We start from the raw sequence: 22,127 nt of genomic DNA on the forward strand, positions 1-22,127 counted from the left end.
TGTTTATCTTTTTAACAAACACTCTACCGTGTTCTTTATTATGGCAATCCACACAGACTGTTTCTAAGTTATCTATTTCTAATGCAAGTTCTGGATGATGTTCTAGTTCTTTTATATGATGGACAACAAGTTGAATCTTCTTACGCTTTGCACTCTCACTGTATTCATTCGTGTCTGTTTGTACTCGACCATTGCGCTTACACTCTTGGCATTCATAGTTGTCACGCTTCTTTACTTGTTCTCGTATACTCTTCCACTCACCACTGTCATAGAACTTACGCTTCTGTTGTTTGGTTTTGTATTCTTGTTTCAATCATTGCACCACCACATTCGAAATGTTTACAACGTAATCCATCCTTAGTTCTAGCTTGTCTCTCAGTGTATTGAACTGTATATCCACATGATACACATCTAAACTTTACAACCTTCTCACGATCATTTCTTTTCGATAACTCATGCACTAACTTACCAAGCAGACTTGTTATAGCCTCTTTCTTCTCTTCCGGCTTTGTTCTCTTATGCAATTTACTTAGAACTTGAACTACCGATCGCAATGATTCTAATTCCACGTAATCTTCAATTTCGTTTTCACCAATAGAATTAAGGATTGTTCCAAGAACAATTGCTTTCTCTAGTTTAGTTAATTGCATCTTTTCTTTTCTCCTTCCTCAATCTTTCCGCGGAATTGAATATCAAGACATTTTTCACAATAGAAACTCCCCAAGATATGGATAGATACTTGTCTGTTATCAGCTTGTATCTGTGTTGTTTTACTATCCATCAATCGATATTTATGTTCACATTCTTTATGCTGATTGATATGTTGTTTGTACTTCTCTAACTTCCACATATCTACAAAAGCACCATTACACTTAGGACAAACAGTAACTTCTTGATATTCTTCTTTAGATGGATAATTTACTCTATCCTGATGACCGCACACTAAACATTTAGAAGTATGATAATAGTTAATCTCATTTCGAACCTCACACATCTATCTCACCCCTTACACTTAAATCCTTTCTCCATTTATCTTTTTCCAACAATTCCTTTATTGATGTTTGTTCCAGGTATTCCACAGAATAAAACATAGGCTTCCCACCATAGAGCTTATAATACTTAACATCTAATCCAGACTTTTTATGCGCTTTTTCAAGTGGTTTAAGATATTTGATATATGCTTTCTTATCAATAGACATAAGACCAAGTGCAGCAATCTTACCGTTTAAAACGCTATCCAATTATCCTCACCCCTTTTTAAAGAATATTCCAATTATATATTTACCAAATAAATACAAGTTGTTATAATAAGGTTAACATTGCCATCAGGAAAAGTGATTCGCACCCCAATGCGAGTTGCTTTTCCTTTTTTTATGGCTATTGTTCTAAGAATTCATCCACCGCTTTTTCAAGCAAACTAACCATTGCTTCTCTCTTTTGCTTTGGTGTTGTATTATCTTGCATTTCATTAAAGATAGGAAGTACACTTTCTAATTTCTTTTTATCAATGCGCTCATTTACAAGATCCTGTCCCAGCATCGAAATGAATGTACCAATTACAACTGCTTGTTCTTGTTTAGTTAGTTTCATTTGTCATCACCTCTGATTAAAATCTTTCTTTAGTATTAGTAAAATCACTAACTTTTTTAGCTATTTCTTTACCATTCAAAGTAATTGGAACTTCTAAAAGTAAAGAACCTTGTTTATCAGATTGTTTGATCAATTTTTGAACATGATTTATATCAGTTTTCATTGCTAATCCTTGCTCTAACATACTAATTTTTCGAATTAATCCCTCTACGCTTGTAGAAACACCAAGTAACGCTTGTTTCAGACCTTCATTATCTCTTTGTAGATCGCTAACGGTTTTTTCTAATCCATCAACTCTCATTTTAAGAAATTGATTATCCATCCTTTATCCTCCTCCAAAATAAAAAGCACCCAAATGGATGCTAAAAGAATCTTATTTTAATAATTTTGTAGTCTGATTTAATTTATACAGGGAAATGAATTAAATATACACAATGACTTCCTATAATATTATTTATGTTGATTAGATAAATCGGGAAATGACTGTTATATCAATATTTGTCTAGTTTACATAAGATATAGTGTTATGCAATTCTTATACATTGGCTTTAAATCAACGTTTTCAGCACTCAACATTTAAGATTTATTGCATAAACTTCACCTTGTTAACTATCCATACTTTTATTCATTTCTTTTAAATGTTTCTCTACGCGTTCATTTCCTAACGTCCAATAACCCTCATCTAACTCAAACCCTATATAATTCCGATTGGTATTAATACATGCGATAGCGGTTGTAAAACTACCCATGCAATTATCTAATACTGTTTCGCCTTCGTTCGTATATGTTTCAATTAGATATTCAAACAATGCAACTGGTTTTTGTGTGGGATGAAACGTCTTACTATCTCTAGGAAAATCAATAATCGACTTTGGATAGTTTTTATATTTAGTTACATGCGGTTTATTCATTGATTCCATATGATCCCCTAAAATACCTAAATTTTTAGGTTTTGTTTTTAAAATTGGCTTATCTAATTTAATTAACCCCTGAGGATTATAAGTAGGAAGTTTTTTATAAAATACTAAAATATTCTCATGATTCTTTAGTGGCATTCTGTTAGCATTTGGGAAACCTGTTGAATGTTTTCCTTTCTTCCATATCCATTCATAACGGAATAATTTAATATTTGATTCAATTAACTTCGTTGTAAATGGTTGGCTTGCTGTTAGTACGATAGCGCCATTATCTTTTATGATTCTTTCGTATTGTTCCCATAACAGATTAAACGGTATAATCTCATCCCAACGACAGGAAGTCGTTCCGTAAGGCAAATCACACAAGATTAAATCAATTGTTTTATCCTCAATCATTTTCATACCTTCTAAACAATCCATATTGAATACTTCATTCAGCAAATACTATCCCTTCCATTTCTGCAGTTAAATTGTATTGAATGTTTTATATTATTTTATAATCCGGTACGTGATATTTTAATATCCACTTATAAACAAAAAGAGCAACCGATACATTCAGTTACCCTTCCGTCAAATCTTTATGTTATTACTATAAACCCTTTTTGCAATAGTTAACATGAACTGAAGTGAACTTAACATTTTGTTAACTTAACTTCTGAGCATATTCAATCATTCGTTTTATTTGTGCGTGTTTATTATAGATATAACGTGGACTGTAATCTAACTCTTCAGCAAGCTTTTCTAATGTCTTGCCCTCCACATACTTACCATACATTATCTTGTGCTCCAAACCGTGGAATGTACTAATTACCTTTTTGAAATCAAACATGTCATTCATCTTGTGAGCTAAGTCATGTTCGCGTACAGCAATACGATCTTCCAGTTTCCCTCCTTCTGAACCTTCAGTTAATCGAACTTCTTGTAAGTCGCCATACACCCACCTTTTCAGTTCACGTTTACTTCTATCTAAATCATTTTCCAAATAGATAATTTCATCTTCTAATTTTTGATAGTCTTTTAACCATTCTAGCAATGTGTATGCCACCTCACTTATTTTAGGATGCCAGCTTGTACAAATATTTTTCTCCATGCCGTTTCAACACGATATTTTTCTACTAATTTACCTCTTCGAGCAATCGCCTTCTTCGTTTTCCGTTTTTTAAGCTTTTTCATCGTTTTTCCCCCTTTGTTTTCACCTCAAAACGTATGAATCATTTTATACACTGTTATTACACGTTTTTAGCTGTTCTAATGCCCACAAGACCTATTGCATTCAGAATTAATTTAAACGTTTAATTTCCTTATTATATAGAGCCATTTTTTCGTAAGAAATGAAAATTAACTTTTTCCATTCCTCTAACTCCTATTTTTCAGAAACATATTCATAAAATTCGATTTCTTTATCGATTTTTTCAATTGACCATTCATCAAAATAATTAAATTCAATATTTGCGCCTTCAACGAATTCAATCAAAGACATTAAATATAAAATCTTTTTATATCTATTCATTCCTCTACCTCCTATTTCAAATCCTCAACCATCCATTGGACATGTTTCACCATTTCATGAATATCAAAATCATTTTCTTTACAAATTTTAATAGTTTCCATTTCTAATACTTGTAAGCTTCCACAATCTATAAAAATATCTGTTAACCTCCTAACGTGGTCATCAAATGTTTTACAATCTTGTTTATTTATCGGTTTACAGTACATTCTTCTAACCTCGCTTTCTATTCAAATGAGGCATTTCAGTCATTCCAATTATGAAAGTATTGATATTTTCAGGTGTTCCAGTAACAATGATCTGTCCTACATCAACAGTCACTTCATCCTCTTTTCGAGATAGGTTTATTACGGTTTCTGGCTTCTTATTAATAATTCTTAACTTGCTTAATATCTTAAAAGTAAGGTTTTTCATATCTCATTCTCCTTTTCTAATAAAATAACGCTTTTGTTTAGTTTTCTTTATCGATATACATCATCACTTCTTCAAAATTAAACATTTCTTTAATTAAAGGATGTATCCATTGTTCCCATGCCACTTCATACGAACAATTAAAAATACGCGCTTGCTCTTTTAATGTTTTCGCTGTTTTTTCAATGCTCATTAAACCTTTAAACCCCATTTAACCTCAACCCCATTTCTTAACAAAATTCAAATTTTGTCTTACTTCACTCTAGATTTAGCTAAACGTTCTGCAGCTTTTTGTCTTTGTTCATCCGACATTACTCGAATTTGTTTCATACTGACTTGTTTTTCTTGCAATACACCTTTTACCGCTATTGCTTGCCCGTCCTCTTCTTCTAAGGTCTGTAATTCACATAGATTGCTAAGTTTTCGAATGTGTTTAGGAACAGTAGAGTAAACCATCCATTTCTTTGTACTGTTGTCAAAAACTAGAGTTGTTTCTTGTTCTTCGCGAGGATATGCCATTGTTTATTCTCCCTTTACATCCACACGATTCTGACTTGCTTCTCGACTAAAACCATCCGGATATCTTTTAGCTAATTTTGCGATATTCATTTCCGCAATATCTTGCAGTGTATATCCCATTTCGTGGGCCATAATACCTACGTAATACATAATGTCTCCCAGCTCTAAAGCTAATTTATAAGTATTTCCGTCTTCTTCTCCTGGACAATGAGACGGTTGAAATCCATGCCCATGATAGATAGCTTTTTTGACTAGATCAGCAACTTCACCAGCTTCCCCTGTAAGCCCTAAAGCTGCATTTGAAACACGTCCGCCAAAATCATTTTTCTTATTCCAAGTACGTAATGTCGCTTCCTGATATTCATCTAAACTAACGATTTTATTTTTATTCATTTCAGCTTGTCCTTCCTTTGATTTATTGATTAATTTAGTTACTTCCATTACACCGTTTGCCATTGCTTTCATTTTGATTTCCCCTTTATATTTGAATTTTAGAAAATACCTGTTTTAAGATAATGTCTAGCTTGATAATAAAAATGATGATAAATCCAATTACCACTGTATTTCTTATCTAAATACACAATTTCAAAATTGTATTTTGCTTTAAATGTGTTAAGTCTTCCAAGTAATGCTAAAGGTTTGTATCTTGAAACATATTGACCTTTTAGCATCTTTTCGTATCCGTTTAGGTCTTCCACAATTAGAGTGAATGGAATTTCCTTACTGCGAATTAATTCATTTTCAAATGCTGTTTGTTTATCCTTTTGTAAGTTACCTGTAATTTCATCCATGTGGGCTTTTCGTTCTACTCGACTATCTAAGTAAATATCACGAGGTATTCCCAACTCTTCATTTTTAGGAATCATACAGCCATAATCACCGGTATCTAACTTTTGATTTTTAAACGGTATACCCTTTTGATGTAAGTAATCACGGATATGGTCATTTACATTCTCACGAGTATCAATCACGATTGTTAGTGTTTTTAAGATCTTATCTATTTCTTTATCTGTGTAATGGAAACGAATCATTTAGATACCCCTTTCTTAAAATATGTCATCGCACGATTATATAAATTGAATGAAAGCTTGTCCGTTAATTCATTTTCATAGTTGGCCACAGATTCTTTTACATATAACCAACCATTCAGCGAAAAATTTAAAGTTAACTCCATAACCATCCTTGCTGCATCCTCGTCATTGTTAAACCAATCATTTATTTTTGGGTTCATATCCTGTTCAATACCAATAAAGAAATTTATGATTTTATCAACGGTTTGCTTTACTGCATGCTCCTGGTCTGAATAATTACCTTGTAAATATTTAACGATCCGTAGCTTATATTCTTTTATTACTGATTCAACTTCAGGGCCAATCTTTTCAGGATTTTCAATAAATAAATCATTTCCATCCAGGATGAGTTTTGCACCCATCGACTGGACATCAATACAAATTTGTTTAGGATGCAAAAACATTCACTCCTTCAAAAAGTTACTTAGTTACCAAAGTTATCGGAAATAGTATTAAAGCTCTATATAATATATTTATTTTTTTATTTATTTATTTTTATGAAGGGGAACAGGTAAAATAAGTAACAAAAGTAACTGTTAATAAATTACAAAACTTAATAAAACCTTATATACCAACGCTTACACCTTTTTTCGATTAATGTTCGTTACGTTGTCAGAGTTACTTTTTGTTACTTCCTCCAGGTGCAAATGATACTGTTCTCCAGAAACTCCAATGCCATAAAAGAAAATTTTATTGCCAGTACCTCGCTTTTTCTTGAATCCTCTTGTTTCTAACTGCCGATAAAATTGACGGTTTTTTATTTCCATTTCATCATTTTTAAAACACCATTCTTTATAAAGTTTATATATCCGTTTCGCTTCTACTTTTGCGTTTTTATCAACCACACATATCTCTTCAAAGAATGGCCCTAACATATCCATGTCTTCACGGTAATCATTAGTTGCTTTCTTAATAGCAGCCGACTCGCCTAGTCCACTAGCCAACCACTTCAGGCAACCTTCCACAGCCCAACGAAGAACACCAGGCATTTCTTTTCGTAACTTTTCAGGAAGATCATAATCAATCTTGTCTTCTGGAATGGTTACGGTGAAAGGAACTAATCTAACTCTTCGCCAAATACCTTCGTCATTATTTTTGATAATTGGTTTATGGTTTGTTGTGAAGAAAACTTTAAACTGTGGTGTAAATTCAAAGTATTCTTGACGTAAGAAACGCGCTGACATCTTCTCTCCACCTGTAATTTGTTTAACAAGTGATTCTGCTAATTGCTGGCCTTCTTCACTCTCAACAGCTGATACAAACCGCGCCCCATCAAGTCGAGCGACATCGTTATTAATACCACTATCATTTTTCTTTTTGATAAAAGTATCACTGTTTGTTTGTCTGCCGTAATCACCCATTAAATCTTGGATGACATTTATAAAAGTTGATTTACCATTTCGTCCATTTCCGAATAGGAAAAACATTACTTGTTCTTTTGTTTCCCCTGTTAAGGAATAACCAATTGACCTTTGAAGAAATTCAATTAACTCATAATCCGGTTCACCTGCAGGTGTTAGGAATATACTTTCTAAGAATGAAATCCAATTCGGACATTTTGCATTTCTGTCATATTCGACTGGTGATATTTTAGTAATAAGCAATTCTCGATCATGTGGCGTTAACTCGCCTGTTTTTAAATTAATAACCCCATTTTCACAGTTGAAAAGGAAACTATGAGAATCTAACTCTTTCTTTTTAACTGATACCATTGGTCTTACGTCCAATATGCTACTAACTCGTATTGAACGCTTTTCACACTTTTTTGCCCAGCTATAAAGTTGTTTAGAAAGTTTTTCATTTTCTTCTTGTTCGGCTTCTTTGTAAAGCCCTCTCAATGTTTGAGCGGTTATAGCTTCAATTTTCCTTTTGCTATCCTCATTCCATTGCTTACCGTTCCAAATAAGCCATTCTAACTCGTTACAGTGACGAATATTTTTTCCATGATAATAAGTAATACGTTCTGCATTTCCTAACTCAGTTAAATGAAACTTAGGTATTTCATCAATAATTTCCTCAGTATCTTCAATTGTTGATATGCCATCAGAAATGTATATTTCATAAGGCTTTTCTTGTGGTGGCTCATAATCAGCTATTGTGGAAGGAGTAGAAAGAATGGCCATTTCAATTGTTTTTTGCCCGTATGTACTGCCATCACTATGATGAATATTGTCCCATTTTTCTCGAAGTAAGTTTGATTCCCTAAACATTGAATCCATTTTGACTGAATCTTTATCTGTCCAGAAAGCTAAGTGATTGCAAAGAGCCATGTCAGTAGAAGAATGATCACCATTTATTAGGTTCCCTTGGAATAAATCTTTAATACTTCCGCCGTTTTTACTATTAAACATCCGTTCCCACAATTCCGAATTAGTAAGGCTGCTTATGTCTTCTCTATCTGATGAAACTGAATTTACTTTACGTTCTGGTTGCGGCTTTTCTTTTAGATATTTATCAAACAAAACTTTGAACTCTTCCGTTCTATCTTCCACATTCTTCTGTTCTAAACAGTCACCTGTGAAAGTGAAATAACGTCCATGTCTATATACTTCCAATCCAAGATCAACGTTTTTACGGCCTGTACCTGGTCCCTTTAATGGTAGTATTCCTTTTGCAATGATGTGGATGCCGTCACCGCTTGGAGAGTATTCTGTGTAGCTATTTAATATCTCAATTACGTCTTCAGCTAAATCTGTAAGTGCTCCCTCTTGGATACAGTGGTCAATGTCTATTCCAACAAATGGATCATCTTTAGAAAACATAAAGCCAATTCCGTCATATCCACCTTGTTCATAAAACTTTATGATTGTTGGAAACGTTGACCAACTTCTTTTGTTATTTGATTGGGCCATTTCCCCATTGATTTGATAAGGAACTTTCGTTTTCTTACCATTTCTTATTTCTGACCGCCATAAGATCCAATGGGGAGCATTTTTTAATTCTTGTGGTATTTGGTTAAAGTTATATTTCATTTGATTACTCCCTTTTGAAAAGGGAGCTCTAACAGCTCCCCTCTATATGAATCTTTTAATTTTATTTTTAAAATGGTACATCTGAATCATTAATTGGAGTTGAAATTACTGGTGCTGAAGCTTGTGAAACTTTGAAACTTTGTACTTCTGCATAACCATTGTTATTTAATTTAATTACTAAACGAAGATGTTTATTTAAGAATGCATCTGCCCATTCTTTAAATGATCCAAATTGAATGCCGTCAGGAAATTGTGCTGCTTTAGATGCTGCCTGGAATCTCCACATTGTTTTATCCGAAACAGTAAAATTATCAAATAGAATCTTTTGCCCTTGGCATGGTTGCTCTACATCAGAACGAATTTCATAATCTACAACTACACGGTTATTACCTGATTGAGCTTTCTTTAATTCGTAATTATGAACAATTACTTCATATTCACCCGCTTTAATTGTTTCGAATTCTTTTACTTGACTGTGATCTACTTTAAACATTTATAATTCCCCCTTAGTTTTGTGGTCCTTTTAATCTTTCTAAAGCAACGGTTAAAAATTTCATATTGAAATCATCTAGTTTTTGATTAGTTTTAAATTCAATTTCAGAAAGCATCTTTGCAGCTTCTTCACTAGAATTAGCAATTTCTTTTATTTCTTGTATAAGCTTGTCCTTTTTGGCAGCTTCCTCGGCCTGTACATCAATACCCAACTCAAGCCATTGATACAATTTGCGTCCTACTTCAGGAGTAATTTTCTGCGGGTGACCCTCAAACATTTGAGTATTATCCTTTGATGTAGTGGCTACATGATCAATATCGATAACGAAATTAAGCATGAATTCATATTCCATTTCATCTTTTTGTACAGGTTTCGTACCAACTTTACGTGGTGCCATTTTCCCATTTCCATCTGGTTCAACTACATACTCAGTTTTAGTTCGTAAAGTTGCTAAAATATGAACATCATTCTGGGTTAATGTTTTTATTAATTGAGTAGTTTCAGAGGAAAGCTTTCCCCAGTTTTGGAACGAGTTACCCGACATGTTCCCATGAGTTTCTACAATACCGCCTTCACCTTGCCAGTTATGCGATAATGAATCGATGATAAGTACCTCGGCACCCGATTGTTTCATAACCTTAACCGCAATGTTGTAACGATCCGTTGTATAAGGTGGCGTAAAGTCTATATGAAGGAAATTCCCTATTTTTATTTCTCCATACACAAGACCTACATGAAGTTTTGAACGCCCGTGTTCTGTATCAATAACGCCAATTTTCTTCCACAGTTCTTCTTCTGATAAATTAGGATAGGCCTCTTGCATCATTCCAAACGCTGTAAGCAACGCACTACCTGTTTTACCTGCTCCACTACAACCAATAAATCCAATAACAGCTTTCATCTTTTCGCGCTTGGCTTCTGTTACTTGAAACATTTAATTCACCTCTACTCTTCCTAATAAATAATCTGTTGATACACCTAAAGCATTTGCTAAATCGCATAATACATAAATGGTTGGTCTGGAATCTCCAATTTCATAATTCGAAATCGTACATCTATCTTTATTAATCATTTCTGCTAATTCCTGTTGAGTAAGGTCTTTCTGTTTTCTTATCTCTCTCAGTCTTGCAGGAAACATGTTATTTACCCCTTTTCCATGCTTTTCAGAATAAAGATTGAAGCTTCAAGATCGAATATTCTACCTGTACTGTCCCGAATATTCTTTTCAACGATAGGCTTCCTTTCTATTAACCTTTCTAATTCTCGTTCGTGTTCGCCTAATCTTCGTTTTTCTACACTTAATGACTTTTCTAATTCTTCAATAGCAGCGTTCATTTACTCACCCGCAACTTTCTTTATGGAATGAGACTCTACATATTGTTTGATGCAATCTGTTTCATCATGTATGTAATCACCATCAATATCGCGGTACTCTTCACCAAAGTAAATTTCTTTACCACAGCTTTCGCAGTTACTCATAACATCACTTACAACTGAATCATGACAATTTCCAAGTACCATTGAGTTTTCTACTATTGGGTATCCCTCCAATTTTTTCTTCCATTCTTTCTAGAGTATAGAGAGAGTAATAGACAACATTTTCACTTATAAATGCCACTTCATATGGAACTTCTTCTGATTCACGGCTCGCTATGATTGGTTTAATCCTGTTTTCACCTAAAATTGCTTCGAATGCTTCATTACTAAGGCGTACTTCATTACCACGAATACTAATGATTCCATCTTCATTTCTACCTTCTCGTATAGCTTGTACAGCCTTACTCACTTCTTTAATGTTCATTAGTAGTTCACCCCTTTATATACTTACAATTGCCCTAGCCCCTAACAAGTCAATTTCTGCTTTCTTAGCTTTACGAGCCTTTAATACTTCCTTTACTTCATCCGTTAGAAATTCTTTCATTTCATCTGATGTAGTTCTCTTTTCTTCCACAAGTTCAGCGATACCAATTGGTTTTAATTCAGATTGTGGACGATCTACCTTTGCAGCAAATCCAGCTTTATCAAACTTTGTAGATGTTCGTCCAACTACTGATAAGACGTGTGCTACATCATTTTTATAAGCAAGTACGTTTCCATGCTTTTTAATATGACTAATAATTGCTTCCGTTTTTTCATCAATTCTTTCTTTTAATACAGCACGTTGTCTTTTCATTTGTTCAATTTCATTGAAGAAACCATTGATTTCCGAATCTTTATAATTAACACTGATATTTACATCCATAGTTACAACTCCCTTTTGATATAAATTCATTTCGTGCTATAATCTTGTTGAAAATTGATTTTATCTAGATCACCTGTTGGAGCAGGTGGTTTTTTCTTTTTGTAGTTATGAATCCTAAACCTTTACGTTTTGGATTCAATTTAATTACCGCTTTATTTTTGATTCTACTTACTGTTGATGTATCGAGACCGATTTTCATACCAATTTCTTTATCTGTGAATCCATAGGATTTTTGCATTAATACAAACTTTTCTTTCTCACATAAACCGCTAACTATTTCTTCAAATGTCAGTGATTCAATTACACCTTCTTCTACTTTAATTGGAGAAACTGCAAAGAATTCATTCACTGTTTCACCATCTTGATGTAAATCAATTGATTGAAAAGAAAATTCATCCCTAACTTCTTTTTTGTTGTTTTTAGGAACTTTAATTGCCAATCCTTTTTCAAACAACTCATTTAAAATTACCCCTTGAATTCCAATTACTGCGTATTGATTAAATGATTTCTCTTTTTCCGGATTGTAGTTTAGGCATAATTGCCACAATCTTATAGATCCAACTTGTATTAGATCCTCTAAATCCATGTTATTTTCCTTTGCAATGCGTTTTGCTGATAATACATTTCCAAACTTTTGTTTAATAGCTGCAATTACTAGATGTTGTTTCTTTCCGAACAACTCTTCAGGTGTCATTGTCTTTTACCTTCCCTTCATTTTTTAATCAAATAACGCTTTTGTTCAGATTTCTAACAGTTCAGGGTTAACAAATATATTCCCAATTACTCTTCCAGATAAAATACTTTCATCAATTGGCCAATTTTCACCATCACCATTTACACTTGCACAAATTCCAATCCGCCCATCTCGTTCTCTGCTACCAATCGGCTCTACAACCCATCTATTTTCTAAAGTTTCTATAATGTCACCCTCGTAAATTTCTGCTCCTTTTGAGTCATTCTGGCCAATAAATTGGATCATGTTTAACTCCTTTAATTCTCTGCCCCAGTATTCATTAGTTTTTGGGTTTTTAATGTGTACAATGTCACTATCGAAATTTATATTTAAAACATCACACATCAATTTCTTATGTTTGTCATACGCACGGAACTTAATCATTGCAATCCCTCCGTTTTTATACAAAATTCAAATTTGATTACCTATTTAACTGAAGTGATAAGTTTTTTATTTTTCTAAAAATCTTTTAATTGGTTTATCTAATAAAACTGCAAGCGACATTACTACACAAATTGTTGCCGCTACGATGAATAATGACATTGTGCTTTCTTCCATCATTTATCTCACCACCAATTTTTTATTTATCTTCACTTTCAGCTAACTCTTTAGCTTTACGTTTCCAATAACGATCTTGAGTTGCTTTTACCTTTTCTTTATTTTTTGCTCGCCACTCTCTCATATAAGCGTTTCTCGCTTCACGAGCTGATGATTCTTTAGTATTTGTCAAAGTTTCTACACCTCCAAAACTTTGCTACAAGCAAAGTGTTATGTAAAATAAAAAGCTGTTAAATCAACAACTTTATCTTAATCATTTTCTTTATCTTTATTTCTACAACCTCATTGTACAATAAAACTTTTCTTGTTGCAAAGTATTTTTTAACAAAAAAAATAAAAAACTTGTCTTGATGCTAATAATTGTTGTACATTATAGGTAATAAAGATAAAGATAAAAATAACAAATTGCGTTTATATATATTGGAAGGAAAAGGGGTGATAATAATGACTGAAACTATTGGAAGCCGAATTAAAGAAATCAGAAAATCTTTAAAGATGAAACAAAACGAACTTGCAGAAGCAATTGGTGTTCACTTTGCAATGATTTCATTATATGAATCGAATAAACGCACCCCTAGTCGTGAAACAGTAGAAAAGATGGCTCCTGTTTTAAATGTTTCAGCTGATTATTTATTGTGTTTATCCGATCATAAAACATTGGATAAAGAGAAATCAGTTAAAGTAACTAAAGATGCTGCTGATCTTATGGAGAAGATAAATAAATTACCTCCTGAGAAACGTAAGTTGATTGAAAACTTGATCGATAATTTTTAAAAACAAAAAAAGAGAGCTTTTCAGCTCTCAACCTTTTTCTCTCATATTCTTCTTTTTTCGGCAATCATCTGTTATGATGAGGGATATATACATACTTTTTTAAACAACTAACTTTATATAAAATAAAAAAACCCCCGACGAAAGTTTTTAGATGGTAGAAGGTTGGTCGCCAGAACACCATTTAAAAACCGGAAACAGAGGTTTTGTGTATACGTTAATTAAATTGATACTTTGATAGTATCATAAACTCAAAAAAACGTAAATACAAATCCTCTATTTTGCTATACCCAATTTTTGTCGGGCAGGTAAATGGAGGATTTTTTGTTATGACTATTACATTTAAAAAAGCTAAAAAGAAAACTAGAAACGAATTACAATTACCAATCTTACACTTTGTTTGTATGGATGACTGGATTGAAAAATTAGGAGATAAAGCATTTACTGCTTGGTTAAAATTCTATACATGGTGTAATCGTGAAGAAGATGCAAACGGCAATCGTCCTGAAGATGATGTAATACCATCTAGTTTAACTAAAGTTCAAAAACGTTTAGGTGTAGGAAAAGATACTTTCTATAATAAAATTTTAAAGCCGCTTTGGAATCACGGTTTAATTGATGTATTCGAATACAAAACGGAAAATTGGAAGGGACAAGGTAGTGTAAACATCATTGTGTATGAGTATCCTCAAAACAATTACGATTTAGCTGTACAACCATTAGAGCAAATCCGTAATTATGATACTGATTACACTTCACAGGCGAAAGTATTCGCGAAACTCGGCGGACGTCCAAAAAAGAATGCATCCGTACCCCGTTCTAAAGTAGAACAGGGGGATGGTTCTGAAATAGAACAGGGGGTGTTCTCAAATGGAACAGGGCCCCGTTCTGAAATAGAACCCAATAATGTTTCAAATAATCTATCTAATGTTTCAAAATCTAATAATGTTTCAAAACTATCAAGTAATCTTTCTATCATAGAGAAGGTTGAAAATACTAACTTACCTGACACTACTAAAACGGTTCTTGGTAAAAATATTGATAGATTGACAGATGATAAATTAAATGTCATTTTAGAACTATTTGATATTTATAATGATGTACTTAAAGAAGTTGCCTTTAATGCTGTTATCACCCGTGTGCTTAAATTAAAAGTACAATCCAGCTTTAGAGGTTTATTAGAAAAATCGTTAAAAACAGAAACATTTTCACAAACACCTAATTCCACGACTACTGTTATTCGTAAAGAATCGTTACCTGATTGGGTTGGAAAAGAAGATAATGAATCAACAATTGTGGAAGGCAATGGACAAGCTTCTGAGGATTTAGAAGAAAATCAAAAACGTTTAGACGCCTTATTAGGTAAAAATAAAAAAGAAGAGAACTAATTAATAGTCCTCTTCCATTAACAGTAAAACAATGTGATGTTTTACCAATGCAATTTGGGAAACTCTTCTACTATGATGGAATTATATTACAACAGGTCCTTATTTCTAAGTAACATGTCAGAATAGACAGCCATATGTTTAGCGTATTGCCCTTGTTCGCGTCCATTTAGCTTGCTGTAGTCTTTTTGGATATCACTTAATAGTAAATCTAGTAAAGGGTCATTCTGTTCGTTCTCAAAGCCGAGAAGCGTGTCTGTTGTAACATTAAAGAATGAAGCAAGAATCTTCAAGCTTCCAAGATCCGGTTCATATCGATTTGTTTCCCAGTTCTTGAGTTGACCACGAGTAATACGTGTCTTTTCAGATAATTGTTCTTGTGTTAAACCATAAGCTTTTCTTAAACGTTGAATGTTTTGACCGACTGAATTTTTCATAGTTTTGAGTATAATTACCAAAATATCACTATACCATATTTGGTTGCTAACATGACATTATATTAGAATAAGTCCTCTAAACTACCTGTAAAAATAGATATAGAACAATTGTTCTGTTAGTGGTAAAATATTCATATACTATTAAATCATTAGTTAATATGCAAAATTGCATACACGTTTTAATGTTGATTTATAGCGATAAAAAACTTTCTCAACATTTGATTAATAATTGTTTTGTTAAAATTCTAAAAAATCGTGATAGTATTTAGTTAACTAAATCGAACGAAAAAAGACCCATATGAGCGTGTTCAAGAGGGACTCTCACCCCACCTCTTAAACCGTTCCCTAACTCACGCTTAGGAAACACTTGCCACATACGAGTCACATCCAAGTATAACACAAAATTAAGATATTCCCTTCTCGTAATCTGTTTCCAACTTGAGAAATTGTTAGGATGGTGTCCTGTTTTCATCAGGAAAGGGAAGTGTTGTTATTGTGAAAGAGTTAATGAAACGTATTAAAAAACAATCTGATAGAAGGGAATTAACATTTCCGGATATTGAACGAAAAACTGGAGTAGATCGTGTAGTAATAGCAGATGCAGTAAGTGGTAAAACAGCAGAAATGAAATTTGATAAGTTTCTACCTGTAGCTTCGATTCTTTTTGAAGATATGGAAGAACGAAAAGAGATTCTAAATGAATTTATCATGCTGTGTACGGGAGACTTAAACATTCGTAAGGCATTATGTTATTGTCAGGGCATTGGTGAGTATGAGGTTATAGATCAACTCATTGAAAAACATAAAGATCATAAAAAATTACAGAAATACTTTAAAATTTATCAACTGTATAACTTGAGGAATCAGAATAAAACTCGTGGACAAGCCATGATCGATAAAATGGATGCGGTTACGTTTTCGACTGATTCAGAAATACAGGTATTAGTAAATATGTTATATAGCTTTTCTATGTATGACATTTTCAATTATAGAGCAATGCTTCCTTATTCTGATAAGGTAGAGAAGAACTTAAATGAAATAAAAAAAGGATTCATCAAATCGTGTTTAGAAATGCATTATAATGACCGAGTTGCATATATCAATCTTTTTAATGAGGAATTACATGCTTGTAGAAGCAAATGCGAAGAGATATTAAACTCTGAACTTGAAGCGCCTATAATAAAAGCTACTGCGTTATGTTGCCTTGGAGAGAGCTATTTGTTTACAGATGTTTTGAAATCTGAAAAGTTTTTATTAAAAAGTCTAAAATACTTAGACGAAAACGGAATTTCAAAAGATAGTAGAAAGTATAAGTCTTTTCAATCTACATTAGCCTTCTTGTATATAGACAACGGCTTTAATTTAGATAAAATAGATTTTTCTTGTATTGATTTATCTGAAGTTGCATATTATGAAGGCTTATATGGAGATAAGAATAAAGCACTAAAAATGTTTGAAGAATTAGCTAAGGAAAGAAAATTAGATTCACCGTTCACAATGTACTATATTTCCAGAATTAGCAATGATATACTTGGGTTAAGAGAAGCCTTGAAACGTTTCGAACGTGTCGGAAACTATCACTATGCTAATGCTGTGAAGCGTGTATTAGTATCATTAGAAAAGAAAGTGGGATGAAAATGAAAAAAATTAGTATAGCAGTTTTATGTATTATGAGTGCTTTTACTCTATCGCTGAATGTAGGAGCGGCAACTAAGGACAGTAAAGAACAACCAGTTAAAAATCAAGTGCAATATATGATGGTTGAACCTGGTGGACATTAATAATAAAAATTGAATAGTTAATAAAAAGTTAGAGGTTGCGATTGCGCAGCCTCTTTCGTGATTTTAGGGAAATGTTGGTTTTTGGACAAGAAACTAAAAATCGACACCTAATATTTACCAACAACTAAGGGAGGAAAAATTACTATGATGAATCAAGGGGCGGCTGTACAAGTAGTGAAAGAAACCAGTGTGGAGGACAAGTTACATATCATCTTAGAAAAAGCGGAGAAAGGTGATTCAGGAGCAATTGCACTTTTAGAACAAATTAATGCTTTGATGAAATAAGAGCTTCGGCTCTTTTTTTATGAGCTAAAATGGCACTAAATTTATGACGCATTTTTAGTATCGTTTTTTCGCACAAAAATATAGCGAATTCTCGTGGCTAAAAAGCGCTCAATTTTACGAGGCATTTTTTTAACAACAAAATTTGTATTTTTTTTCGATTTTGTTATACTTAAAGTAGTTATATTGACGTAAAGTAATATGACCTGAGTAATATTGAATAATAAGTTTGTTCATAATAAAAAAGAGAGAGGTTGCACCCTCTCCCTTGGTAACTGACATCGTAAATCGATCGGTTGCTATATATTATTTTCCTTGAGAATCGTCTTCTTGCTGGCCGGCATTTGGGACGGTTCTTTTATTTGATTTACTTTTGATTTTATCTGCTAGTTTATCTGCGTATGCTGTTAGAACTATTGTTAAAGCTCCCTTAATAGGATCTTGAAGTAAATCATTTAAGTAATTAAATATTTCCGTTATGTCCATCTTTTCACCTCCCCTCTCTTTAAATAATCGAGAAAGGATAGCAATCCGACCACACTAACGATATCAGCTGACTTCATCATAACACGAAGCTTAGTGGAAGAAGTAATAAGTGTTATCAAAAATAGATATATTTTCTACATTTTTTAACTTTTTTCTGATTTTTGTCCTAGAATAAAGCTTCACATAACCGAATGAAAGTATTTTTAAAATCTTTTGATATTAGTTAATTTCATCATAACATGAAAAATGATAAATTTAATAATCCTATTTAATAAAATCTCTTACACTAATTCTTACAAAATTATTAACTCTCCATATTTAAAAAAGTGTTCATTTTCTATTACCCAAAGTATAGTGCGGTAGAACAAAATTTATATTGGTAGGTTAGAAGTATATCTAAAATTGAAACGCCTGTTAAAAAAGACGGTGAAGTTATTATTTTTTACTAGATTAAAATTTCACATACCATAATGAAAGTATTGTAAAAGATTTAAAGGGAAAACAATTGCATGAAAGAATAAGTATGTTAAAGTAGATTAATATAAACATAATCATAAACATTAACATTAATGTAATTATTAATATAAACGTTAACGTTTTTGTTAACGTAAATCTAATGGAGGTGTCACAATGGCTTATAAATTAGCTTTCGTACAGAATAAAGGTGGCGTTTTAAAGTCTTCAATGACTGTAAATTTAGCTGGACTTTATGCGAAACAAGGGAAACGTGTTCTAATTGTGGATGCTGATCAACAAGGTAATTCACTGTTGTCTTTTGGCAAAAATCCGGACAAGTACCGTACTACATTGCATGACGTTTTAGTTCATTTTGCACCAGCAAGTGAAGCAATAATTAATGTTCACCAAAACATCGATGTATTACCTTCTAATGAAATGATGAGCTTTTTAGATTTCGATGTATTACCTAACTTAGATAAATACATAAATCCATTTTTACTTTTGAAGGTGGCGCTGATGTCTGTGGAAGATGATTACGATGTTATCTTATTCGATAGTCCGCCATCTTCAGGGTTAATCCAAAGTAATGTAATTTGCTGTACAGATAAAATTATAATTCCTTTCCAACCTGAACAATATTCTGTACGATCACTAATAAAAATCATCGATGTTATTGGTCAATTTAAAAATAAACATAATCAAAATTTAGAGATTACTGGAGTTGTAGCTACATTAGTTCAAAAGAATACTAAACTTCATACTGAAGCAATGAAACAAGCAAGTCGTTTTTGTGAGAAAGAAGGTATTCACTTCTTTAAAGCTAATATCCCTAGAACTATTCAATTTGCTAACTCAATTGCTTATAATCAATTACCTCTTACACTTACTAAAAAAGATAACGAATTTGCATTTTATTATAAGAATTTATTTAAGGAGTTGACTGAACTTGAAGGAACGCGAATTGGCTGATTTATTTGGAGGTAGCGCCACAAGAAATAGCGAAGAAGAGAATAACGATAACAATAACGTTAATGATAATGTTAACGTAAATAAAAACATTAATGCAAACGATAATGGTAACAATAATCCAGAAGCGCCAAAAGTTAAAAAAACAGAAGTTAAAAAGAAAGCAAATGAAGATATCCTTGAATTATTAAAAGACAACAACGATAAAAAAGTTGTAGGTTTTCATTTAGATAAAGATGTTCGTGATGCTTTTCAAAAAGTATTAGGTAAGAAGCCACCTAGAGGAGCGCAATCAAAACTTGCAAATAAAATATTCCGTGACTTCTTTGAAGAACGAGGTTTATTATAAGTCCTACATTTGTAGGGCTTTTATTTTGGTTAACGATAATATTAATAAATACGTTAAAAATAATGTAAATGTTATTGTTAATAAAAACGTTAATATTAACGTTAACGTGAAAACCCCACAATTAAGTAGGGTTCTCTTATGATTTCACCGCTATTTTATCCATGAAATCATGTATGGATGTTGCTTGAAAAATACGTAAATTGGAGGAAGTTACGTCATACTTTTTATCAGTAATAATGAGTATTGATGGAAAGAATTTAGAGTCCTTTGGTTGCCAGGATTCGTTGTGCCATTCTTGACTGTGGAAGTATAATTCATACCTGTTGATTTTATCTTGCATAATCTTTTTACTGTAAACTGACTTTTGAACTTCAATGAAGAATGGAGATCTGCGCCATATTGTAAATGCATCAGGTTCCATAAATTCTTTTCCATATTTCGGTTCAACTTTAAATAGTTTTGGTTTTTCATAATGAATAAGTTGTTTATATACGTCCACAATGCCGAGGAAGTGGGGGATCTTTTGGCTAGTTTTTCGAAGTGTGCTAGGTTGAGGGAAATATATATATGGCTGCTGTGTGATATTGGCATCTACATGACCATCTCTCCTTAATCGTTTCATGACTGTATTGCAGCAAGTAACTGCATTTTTCACCCCATGAAAATGTAAATCTATAATGTCATCACGTGACATACATCTAAAACGTTTCAAATCGCCCAGTATCGCTTTATCTCTACTCTTCATAATCTAACACCCCAAACAATTGGTTCTCTTCTTGTGGAGGAATCTGAAGCTTCATATCATCTTTTGGAACGCGATAAGGTTCAACGCTTTGTTTCGCTTTGCTTAATTCTAAATAAGGAGCTTGCACTTTCTTTAATCCATTTAGTTTTAAAATCATTTGGCCCGATTGCTCTAAATGTTCTGATCCAGGCGTACCCATGATATTACTGTTAATCGTACTATCACATTTAAAGCCCATTCTTACAGTCATATTAAGTTTTAACTTGCCATCTAATACTTTTGCATCAGGACGTTGCATACTGAGCATGAGGAAGACTCCTAGCGCCCTGCCGACTGCCGATATCTTTTCAATGTTGGTCATACATTCTTTCTCATCTTGAAGCATCGCCACTTCATCAATAGCAAGTAAGATATATGGTTTCTGATTGTTAGGATTCATTTTGTTATATTCATCAATATGTTCCACTTCATACTCTTCCATCAGTTTTCTACGTTCACGTATTTCCTTCCACACTTTCTGCAGCATGATCTTCATTTCTATTTCTTCCATACAAACCTCTTTTACATGCTTCACTCTTCGTAAGAAATGAAATTCAGAGTTTTTTAAGTCGCCCAGGTACAAATGTAATTTATCAGGGGACATGTATTGAATGAGTGTGGATAGCACAACACGTACCATACTACTTTTACCGCTCCCCGTTTCTCCTGCAATTAATAAATGCGGTGTATTTGAATCAACCATGTCATACACAATCATGTTTCCAAATTGGTCACGTCCTACTACAACAGGAAGACGATGTTGTTTTAGTAATGGATGCCATTGTTTAAAGTTGTAATTGTATGGTTTTAATCCAGCATCTGATTGAAATACATTAAGCACAAACTTTTTGATATCACCTTTAATCGCTACATTACGTCCTAATATTTGTTGAAAGCAAAACCATTTCTTTTCAATCGTCTTCGGATCCAAGCCGTTTGGAATGGTAAATACATATCGAACATTTTCTTGTGTGGAAGAAATGGAATGTATCTTTGGATAAATTGGTACCTTCCCACCTCTTGTTTGATGGTCCACATATAAACCCGCCTTTCCAAATACCTCTATAAGTTGATTCTTCAAACTTTGTTTATGAAGCCATTCTTTGATGATTCCCATTTCACCCCCTCCTAGAACATGATTAAGATTTTGATAAATACATAGCCGATGAAACAAACTCCACCTATTCTCATTCCGTGATACATTCCATCGCTTAAAAGTTTAGCTGCTGCAACGTGATCATTTCTTACAAGGTGTTTTTCTAATATCGCTCCACCAATTGTTGTTGCTCCTAAAACTCCTAAAGAAATAAATGTAGTTAACATATAAAACTCCCCTTTATAAACAGAATTTAAAATCCTGATGATACATAGGTTTATCGCCACAATACCTTGATAGCATTACTTTGATAGTTAAC

39 protein-coding genes are annotated in these 22,127 nt (G+C 32.9%); 6 read left to right on the top strand and 33 right to left on the bottom strand.

The window, feature by feature from the left end; all coding sequences use genetic code 11:
* The 28 genes from GBN91_RS27775 to GBN91_RS29090 form a co-directional block, all read right to left on the bottom strand.
* On the bottom strand, positions 1-313 hold a 313-nt coding region (locus GBN91_RS27775; protein ID WP_152122772.1), incomplete at its 3' end, for an HNH endonuclease.
* Positions 276-650, bottom strand: a complete 375-nt coding sequence (locus tag GBN91_RS27780; protein WP_152122774.1) for a hypothetical protein — start codon at positions 648-650, stop codon at positions 276-278. The genes GBN91_RS27780 and GBN91_RS27775, both read right to left, overlap by 38 nt.
* Positions 641-994 carry a hypothetical protein gene (locus GBN91_RS27785; protein ID WP_152122776.1) on the bottom strand — a complete coding sequence of 118 codons (354 nt, stop codon included), beginning with the start codon at positions 992-994 and terminating at the stop codon, positions 641-643. The genes GBN91_RS27780 and GBN91_RS27785 overlap by 10 nt, the downstream gene beginning before the upstream one ends.
* The gene (locus GBN91_RS27790; RefSeq protein ID WP_152122778.1) at positions 987-1,241 is read right to left on the bottom strand and encodes a hydrolase; all 255 of its coding nucleotides are present in this window, start codon (positions 1,239-1,241) and stop codon (positions 987-989) included. The genes GBN91_RS27785 and GBN91_RS27790 overlap by 8 nt, the downstream gene beginning before the upstream one ends.
* Positions 1,242-1,377: 136 nt before the next feature.
* Positions 1,378-1,590 carry a hypothetical protein gene (locus GBN91_RS27795; protein WP_152122780.1) on the bottom strand — a complete coding sequence of 71 codons (213 nt, stop codon included), beginning with the start codon at positions 1,588-1,590 and terminating at the stop codon, positions 1,378-1,380.
* Positions 1,591-1,606: 16 nt separating this feature from the next.
* Positions 1,607-1,912 (bottom strand): hypothetical protein, encoded by a 306-nt coding sequence (locus tag GBN91_RS27800; RefSeq protein ID WP_226800219.1) that lies wholly within the window; start codon positions 1,910-1,912, stop codon positions 1,607-1,609.
* Positions 1,913-2,195: 283 nt separating this feature from the next.
* Positions 2,196-2,927 carry a DNA-methyltransferase gene (locus GBN91_RS27805; protein WP_226800221.1) on the bottom strand — a complete coding sequence of 244 codons (732 nt, stop codon included), beginning with the start codon at positions 2,925-2,927 and terminating at the stop codon, positions 2,196-2,198.
* A 223-nt stretch (positions 2,928-3,150) separates the two neighbouring features.
* A complete protein-coding gene (locus GBN91_RS27810) occupies positions 3,151-3,540 on the bottom strand; it encodes a hypothetical protein (RefSeq protein ID WP_152122784.1) in 390 nt (129 codons plus the stop codon).
* Between the two features lie 17 nt (positions 3,541-3,557).
* Complete coding sequence (locus GBN91_RS27815; protein ID WP_152122786.1) at positions 3,558-3,680, bottom strand: DUF3983 domain-containing protein; 123 nt, start codon at positions 3,678-3,680, stop codon at positions 3,558-3,560.
* A 190-nt stretch (positions 3,681-3,870) separates the two neighbouring features.
* On the bottom strand, positions 3,871-4,017 hold the full coding sequence (locus GBN91_RS29080; RefSeq protein ID WP_193222135.1) for a hypothetical protein: 147 nt from the start codon (positions 4,015-4,017) through the stop codon (positions 3,871-3,873).
* Between the two features lie 11 nt (positions 4,018-4,028).
* A complete protein-coding gene (locus GBN91_RS27820) occupies positions 4,029-4,223 on the bottom strand; it encodes a hypothetical protein (protein WP_152122787.1) in 195 nt (64 codons plus the stop codon).
* Between the two features lie 4 nt (positions 4,224-4,227).
* Complete coding sequence (locus tag GBN91_RS27825; RefSeq protein WP_152122790.1) at positions 4,228-4,428, bottom strand: hypothetical protein; 201 nt, start codon at positions 4,426-4,428, stop codon at positions 4,228-4,230.
* 37 nt (positions 4,429-4,465) lie between these two features.
* Complete coding sequence (locus GBN91_RS29085) at positions 4,466-4,636, bottom strand: hypothetical protein (protein ID WP_193222136.1); 171 nt, start codon at positions 4,634-4,636, stop codon at positions 4,466-4,468.
* A gap of 41 nt (positions 4,637-4,677) precedes the next feature.
* Positions 4,678-4,944: a hypothetical protein gene (locus GBN91_RS27830; RefSeq protein WP_061132175.1), complete on the bottom strand. Its 267-nt coding sequence runs from the start codon at positions 4,942-4,944 to the stop codon at positions 4,678-4,680.
* A 3-nt stretch (positions 4,945-4,947) separates the two neighbouring features.
* On the bottom strand, positions 4,948-5,409 hold the full coding sequence (locus GBN91_RS27835; RefSeq protein WP_152122792.1) for a nucleoside triphosphate pyrophosphohydrolase family protein: 462 nt from the start codon (positions 5,407-5,409) through the stop codon (positions 4,948-4,950).
* A gap of 26 nt (positions 5,410-5,435) precedes the next feature.
* Entirely contained in the window at positions 5,436-5,975 is a 540-nt protein-coding gene (locus tag GBN91_RS27840) for an ERCC4 domain-containing protein (protein WP_152122794.1), read from the bottom strand.
* Positions 5,972-6,412, bottom strand: coding sequence for a hypothetical protein (locus GBN91_RS27845; protein WP_152122796.1), 441 nt, complete (start codon positions 6,410-6,412; stop codon positions 5,972-5,974). The genes GBN91_RS27840 and GBN91_RS27845 overlap by 4 nt, the downstream gene beginning before the upstream one ends.
* 180 nt (positions 6,413-6,592) lie before the next feature.
* Entirely contained in the window at positions 6,593-8,986 is a 2,394-nt protein-coding gene (locus GBN91_RS27850) for a phage/plasmid primase, P4 family (RefSeq protein WP_152122798.1), read from the bottom strand.
* A gap of 67 nt (positions 8,987-9,053) precedes the next feature.
* A complete protein-coding gene (locus GBN91_RS27855) occupies positions 9,054-9,479 on the bottom strand; it encodes a DUF669 domain-containing protein (RefSeq protein ID WP_152122800.1) in 426 nt (141 codons plus the stop codon).
* A gap of 13 nt (positions 9,480-9,492) precedes the next feature.
* Positions 9,493-10,413, bottom strand: a complete 921-nt coding sequence (locus GBN91_RS27860; protein WP_152122802.1) for a DEAD/DEAH box helicase family protein — start codon at positions 10,411-10,413, stop codon at positions 9,493-9,495.
* Positions 10,414-10,617 (bottom strand): helix-turn-helix domain-containing protein, encoded by a 204-nt coding sequence (locus GBN91_RS27865; RefSeq protein ID WP_152122804.1) that lies wholly within the window; start codon positions 10,615-10,617, stop codon positions 10,414-10,416.
* Between the two features lie 5 nt (positions 10,618-10,622).
* The gene (locus tag GBN91_RS27870) at positions 10,623-10,814 is read right to left on the bottom strand and encodes a hypothetical protein (RefSeq protein WP_152122806.1); all 192 of its coding nucleotides are present in this window, start codon (positions 10,812-10,814) and stop codon (positions 10,623-10,625) included.
* Positions 10,815-11,000: a hypothetical protein gene (locus GBN91_RS27875; protein ID WP_086408491.1), complete on the bottom strand. Its 186-nt coding sequence runs from the start codon at positions 10,998-11,000 to the stop codon at positions 10,815-10,817.
* The gene (locus tag GBN91_RS27880; protein WP_074620193.1) at positions 10,978-11,280 is read right to left on the bottom strand and encodes a hypothetical protein; all 303 of its coding nucleotides are present in this window, start codon (positions 11,278-11,280) and stop codon (positions 10,978-10,980) included. Before GBN91_RS27880 ends, GBN91_RS27875 begins: the two co-directional genes overlap by 23 nt.
* A 15-nt stretch (positions 11,281-11,295) precedes the next feature.
* On the bottom strand, positions 11,296-11,721 hold the full coding sequence (locus GBN91_RS27885; RefSeq protein ID WP_152122808.1) for a hypothetical protein: 426 nt from the start codon (positions 11,719-11,721) through the stop codon (positions 11,296-11,298).
* A 64-nt stretch (positions 11,722-11,785) separates the two neighbouring features.
* Positions 11,786-12,415 carry a sigma-70 family RNA polymerase sigma factor gene (locus tag GBN91_RS27890; RefSeq protein ID WP_152122809.1) on the bottom strand — a complete coding sequence of 210 codons (630 nt, stop codon included), beginning with the start codon at positions 12,413-12,415 and terminating at the stop codon, positions 11,786-11,788.
* A gap of 45 nt (positions 12,416-12,460) precedes the next feature.
* Positions 12,461-12,838, bottom strand: a complete 378-nt coding sequence (locus GBN91_RS27895; protein ID WP_152122811.1) for a YopX family protein — start codon at positions 12,836-12,838, stop codon at positions 12,461-12,463.
* A gap of 196 nt (positions 12,839-13,034) precedes the next feature.
* Positions 13,035-13,184, bottom strand: coding sequence for a hypothetical protein (locus GBN91_RS29090; protein WP_193222138.1), 150 nt, complete (start codon positions 13,182-13,184; stop codon positions 13,035-13,037).
* A 272-nt stretch (positions 13,185-13,456) separates the two neighbouring features.
* Here GBN91_RS29090 and GBN91_RS27900 point away from each other — a divergent pair, with 272 nt between their 5' ends.
* Together GBN91_RS27900 and GBN91_RS27905 are read left to right on the top strand one after the other, a co-directional pair.
* Positions 13,457-13,786, top strand: coding sequence for a helix-turn-helix domain-containing protein (locus GBN91_RS27900; protein ID WP_152122813.1), 330 nt, complete (start codon positions 13,457-13,459; stop codon positions 13,784-13,786).
* 326 nt (positions 13,787-14,112) lie between these two features.
* The gene (locus GBN91_RS27905; RefSeq protein WP_152122815.1) at positions 14,113-15,171 is read left to right on the top strand and encodes a hypothetical protein; all 1,059 of its coding nucleotides are present in this window, start codon (positions 14,113-14,115) and stop codon (positions 15,169-15,171) included.
* Positions 15,172-15,257: 86 nt separating this feature from the next.
* Here GBN91_RS27905 and GBN91_RS27910 read toward each other — a convergent pair whose 3' ends face one another.
* Positions 15,258-15,605 (bottom strand): helix-turn-helix transcriptional regulator, encoded by a 348-nt coding sequence (locus GBN91_RS27910; RefSeq protein WP_152122860.1) that lies wholly within the window; start codon positions 15,603-15,605, stop codon positions 15,258-15,260.
* A gap of 495 nt (positions 15,606-16,100) precedes the next feature.
* Here GBN91_RS27910 and GBN91_RS27915 point away from each other — a divergent pair, with 495 nt between their 5' ends.
* The gene (locus GBN91_RS27915; protein ID WP_152122817.1) at positions 16,101-17,240 is read left to right on the top strand and encodes an AimR family lysis-lysogeny pheromone receptor; all 1,140 of its coding nucleotides are present in this window, start codon (positions 16,101-16,103) and stop codon (positions 17,238-17,240) included.
* A 290-nt stretch (positions 17,241-17,530) separates the two neighbouring features.
* Complete coding sequence (locus GBN91_RS29095; RefSeq protein ID WP_193222139.1) at positions 17,531-17,671, top strand: hypothetical protein; 141 nt, start codon at positions 17,531-17,533, stop codon at positions 17,669-17,671.
* A 303-nt stretch (positions 17,672-17,974) separates the two neighbouring features.
* On the opposite strand, the gene GBN91_RS27920 is transcribed toward GBN91_RS29095, so the two are convergent.
* Complete coding sequence (locus GBN91_RS27920) at positions 17,975-18,154, bottom strand: hypothetical protein (RefSeq protein WP_152122819.1); 180 nt, start codon at positions 18,152-18,154, stop codon at positions 17,975-17,977.
* Between the two features lie 630 nt (positions 18,155-18,784).
* On the opposite strand from GBN91_RS27920, the gene GBN91_RS27925 reads away from it, so the two are divergent.
* Together GBN91_RS27925 and GBN91_RS27930 are read left to right on the top strand one after the other, a co-directional pair.
* Positions 18,785-19,582 (top strand): ParA family protein, encoded by a 798-nt coding sequence (locus GBN91_RS27925; protein WP_152122821.1) that lies wholly within the window; start codon positions 18,785-18,787, stop codon positions 19,580-19,582.
* A complete protein-coding gene (locus GBN91_RS27930; RefSeq protein WP_152122823.1) occupies positions 19,560-19,928 on the top strand; it encodes a hypothetical protein in 369 nt (122 codons plus the stop codon). The genes GBN91_RS27925 and GBN91_RS27930 overlap by 23 nt, the downstream gene beginning before the upstream one ends.
* A gap of 136 nt (positions 19,929-20,064) precedes the next feature.
* On the opposite strand, the gene GBN91_RS27935 is transcribed toward GBN91_RS27930, so the two are convergent.
* The 3 genes from GBN91_RS27935 to GBN91_RS27945 are packed head-to-tail and all read right to left on the bottom strand — an operon-like array spanning position 20,065 to position 22,035.
* A complete protein-coding gene (locus GBN91_RS27935; RefSeq protein WP_152122825.1) occupies positions 20,065-20,673 on the bottom strand; it encodes a replication-relaxation family protein in 609 nt (202 codons plus the stop codon).
* The gene (locus tag GBN91_RS27940) at positions 20,663-21,829 is read right to left on the bottom strand and encodes an FtsK/SpoIIIE domain-containing protein (RefSeq protein ID WP_152122828.1); all 1,167 of its coding nucleotides are present in this window, start codon (positions 21,827-21,829) and stop codon (positions 20,663-20,665) included. The genes GBN91_RS27935 and GBN91_RS27940 overlap by 11 nt, the downstream gene beginning before the upstream one ends.
* A gap of 11 nt (positions 21,830-21,840) precedes the next feature.
* Entirely contained in the window at positions 21,841-22,035 is a 195-nt protein-coding gene (locus GBN91_RS27945; RefSeq protein ID WP_152122830.1) for a hypothetical protein, read from the bottom strand.
* Positions 22,036-22,127: the final 92 nt, after the last annotated feature.

Origin of the sequence: Bacillus sp. B1-WWTP-T-0.5-Post-4 (genome assembly GCF_009183795.1) — a bacterium.
GTDB classification, from domain to species: domain Bacteria; phylum Bacillota; class Bacilli; order Bacillales; family Bacillaceae_G; genus Bacillus_A; species Bacillus_A cereus.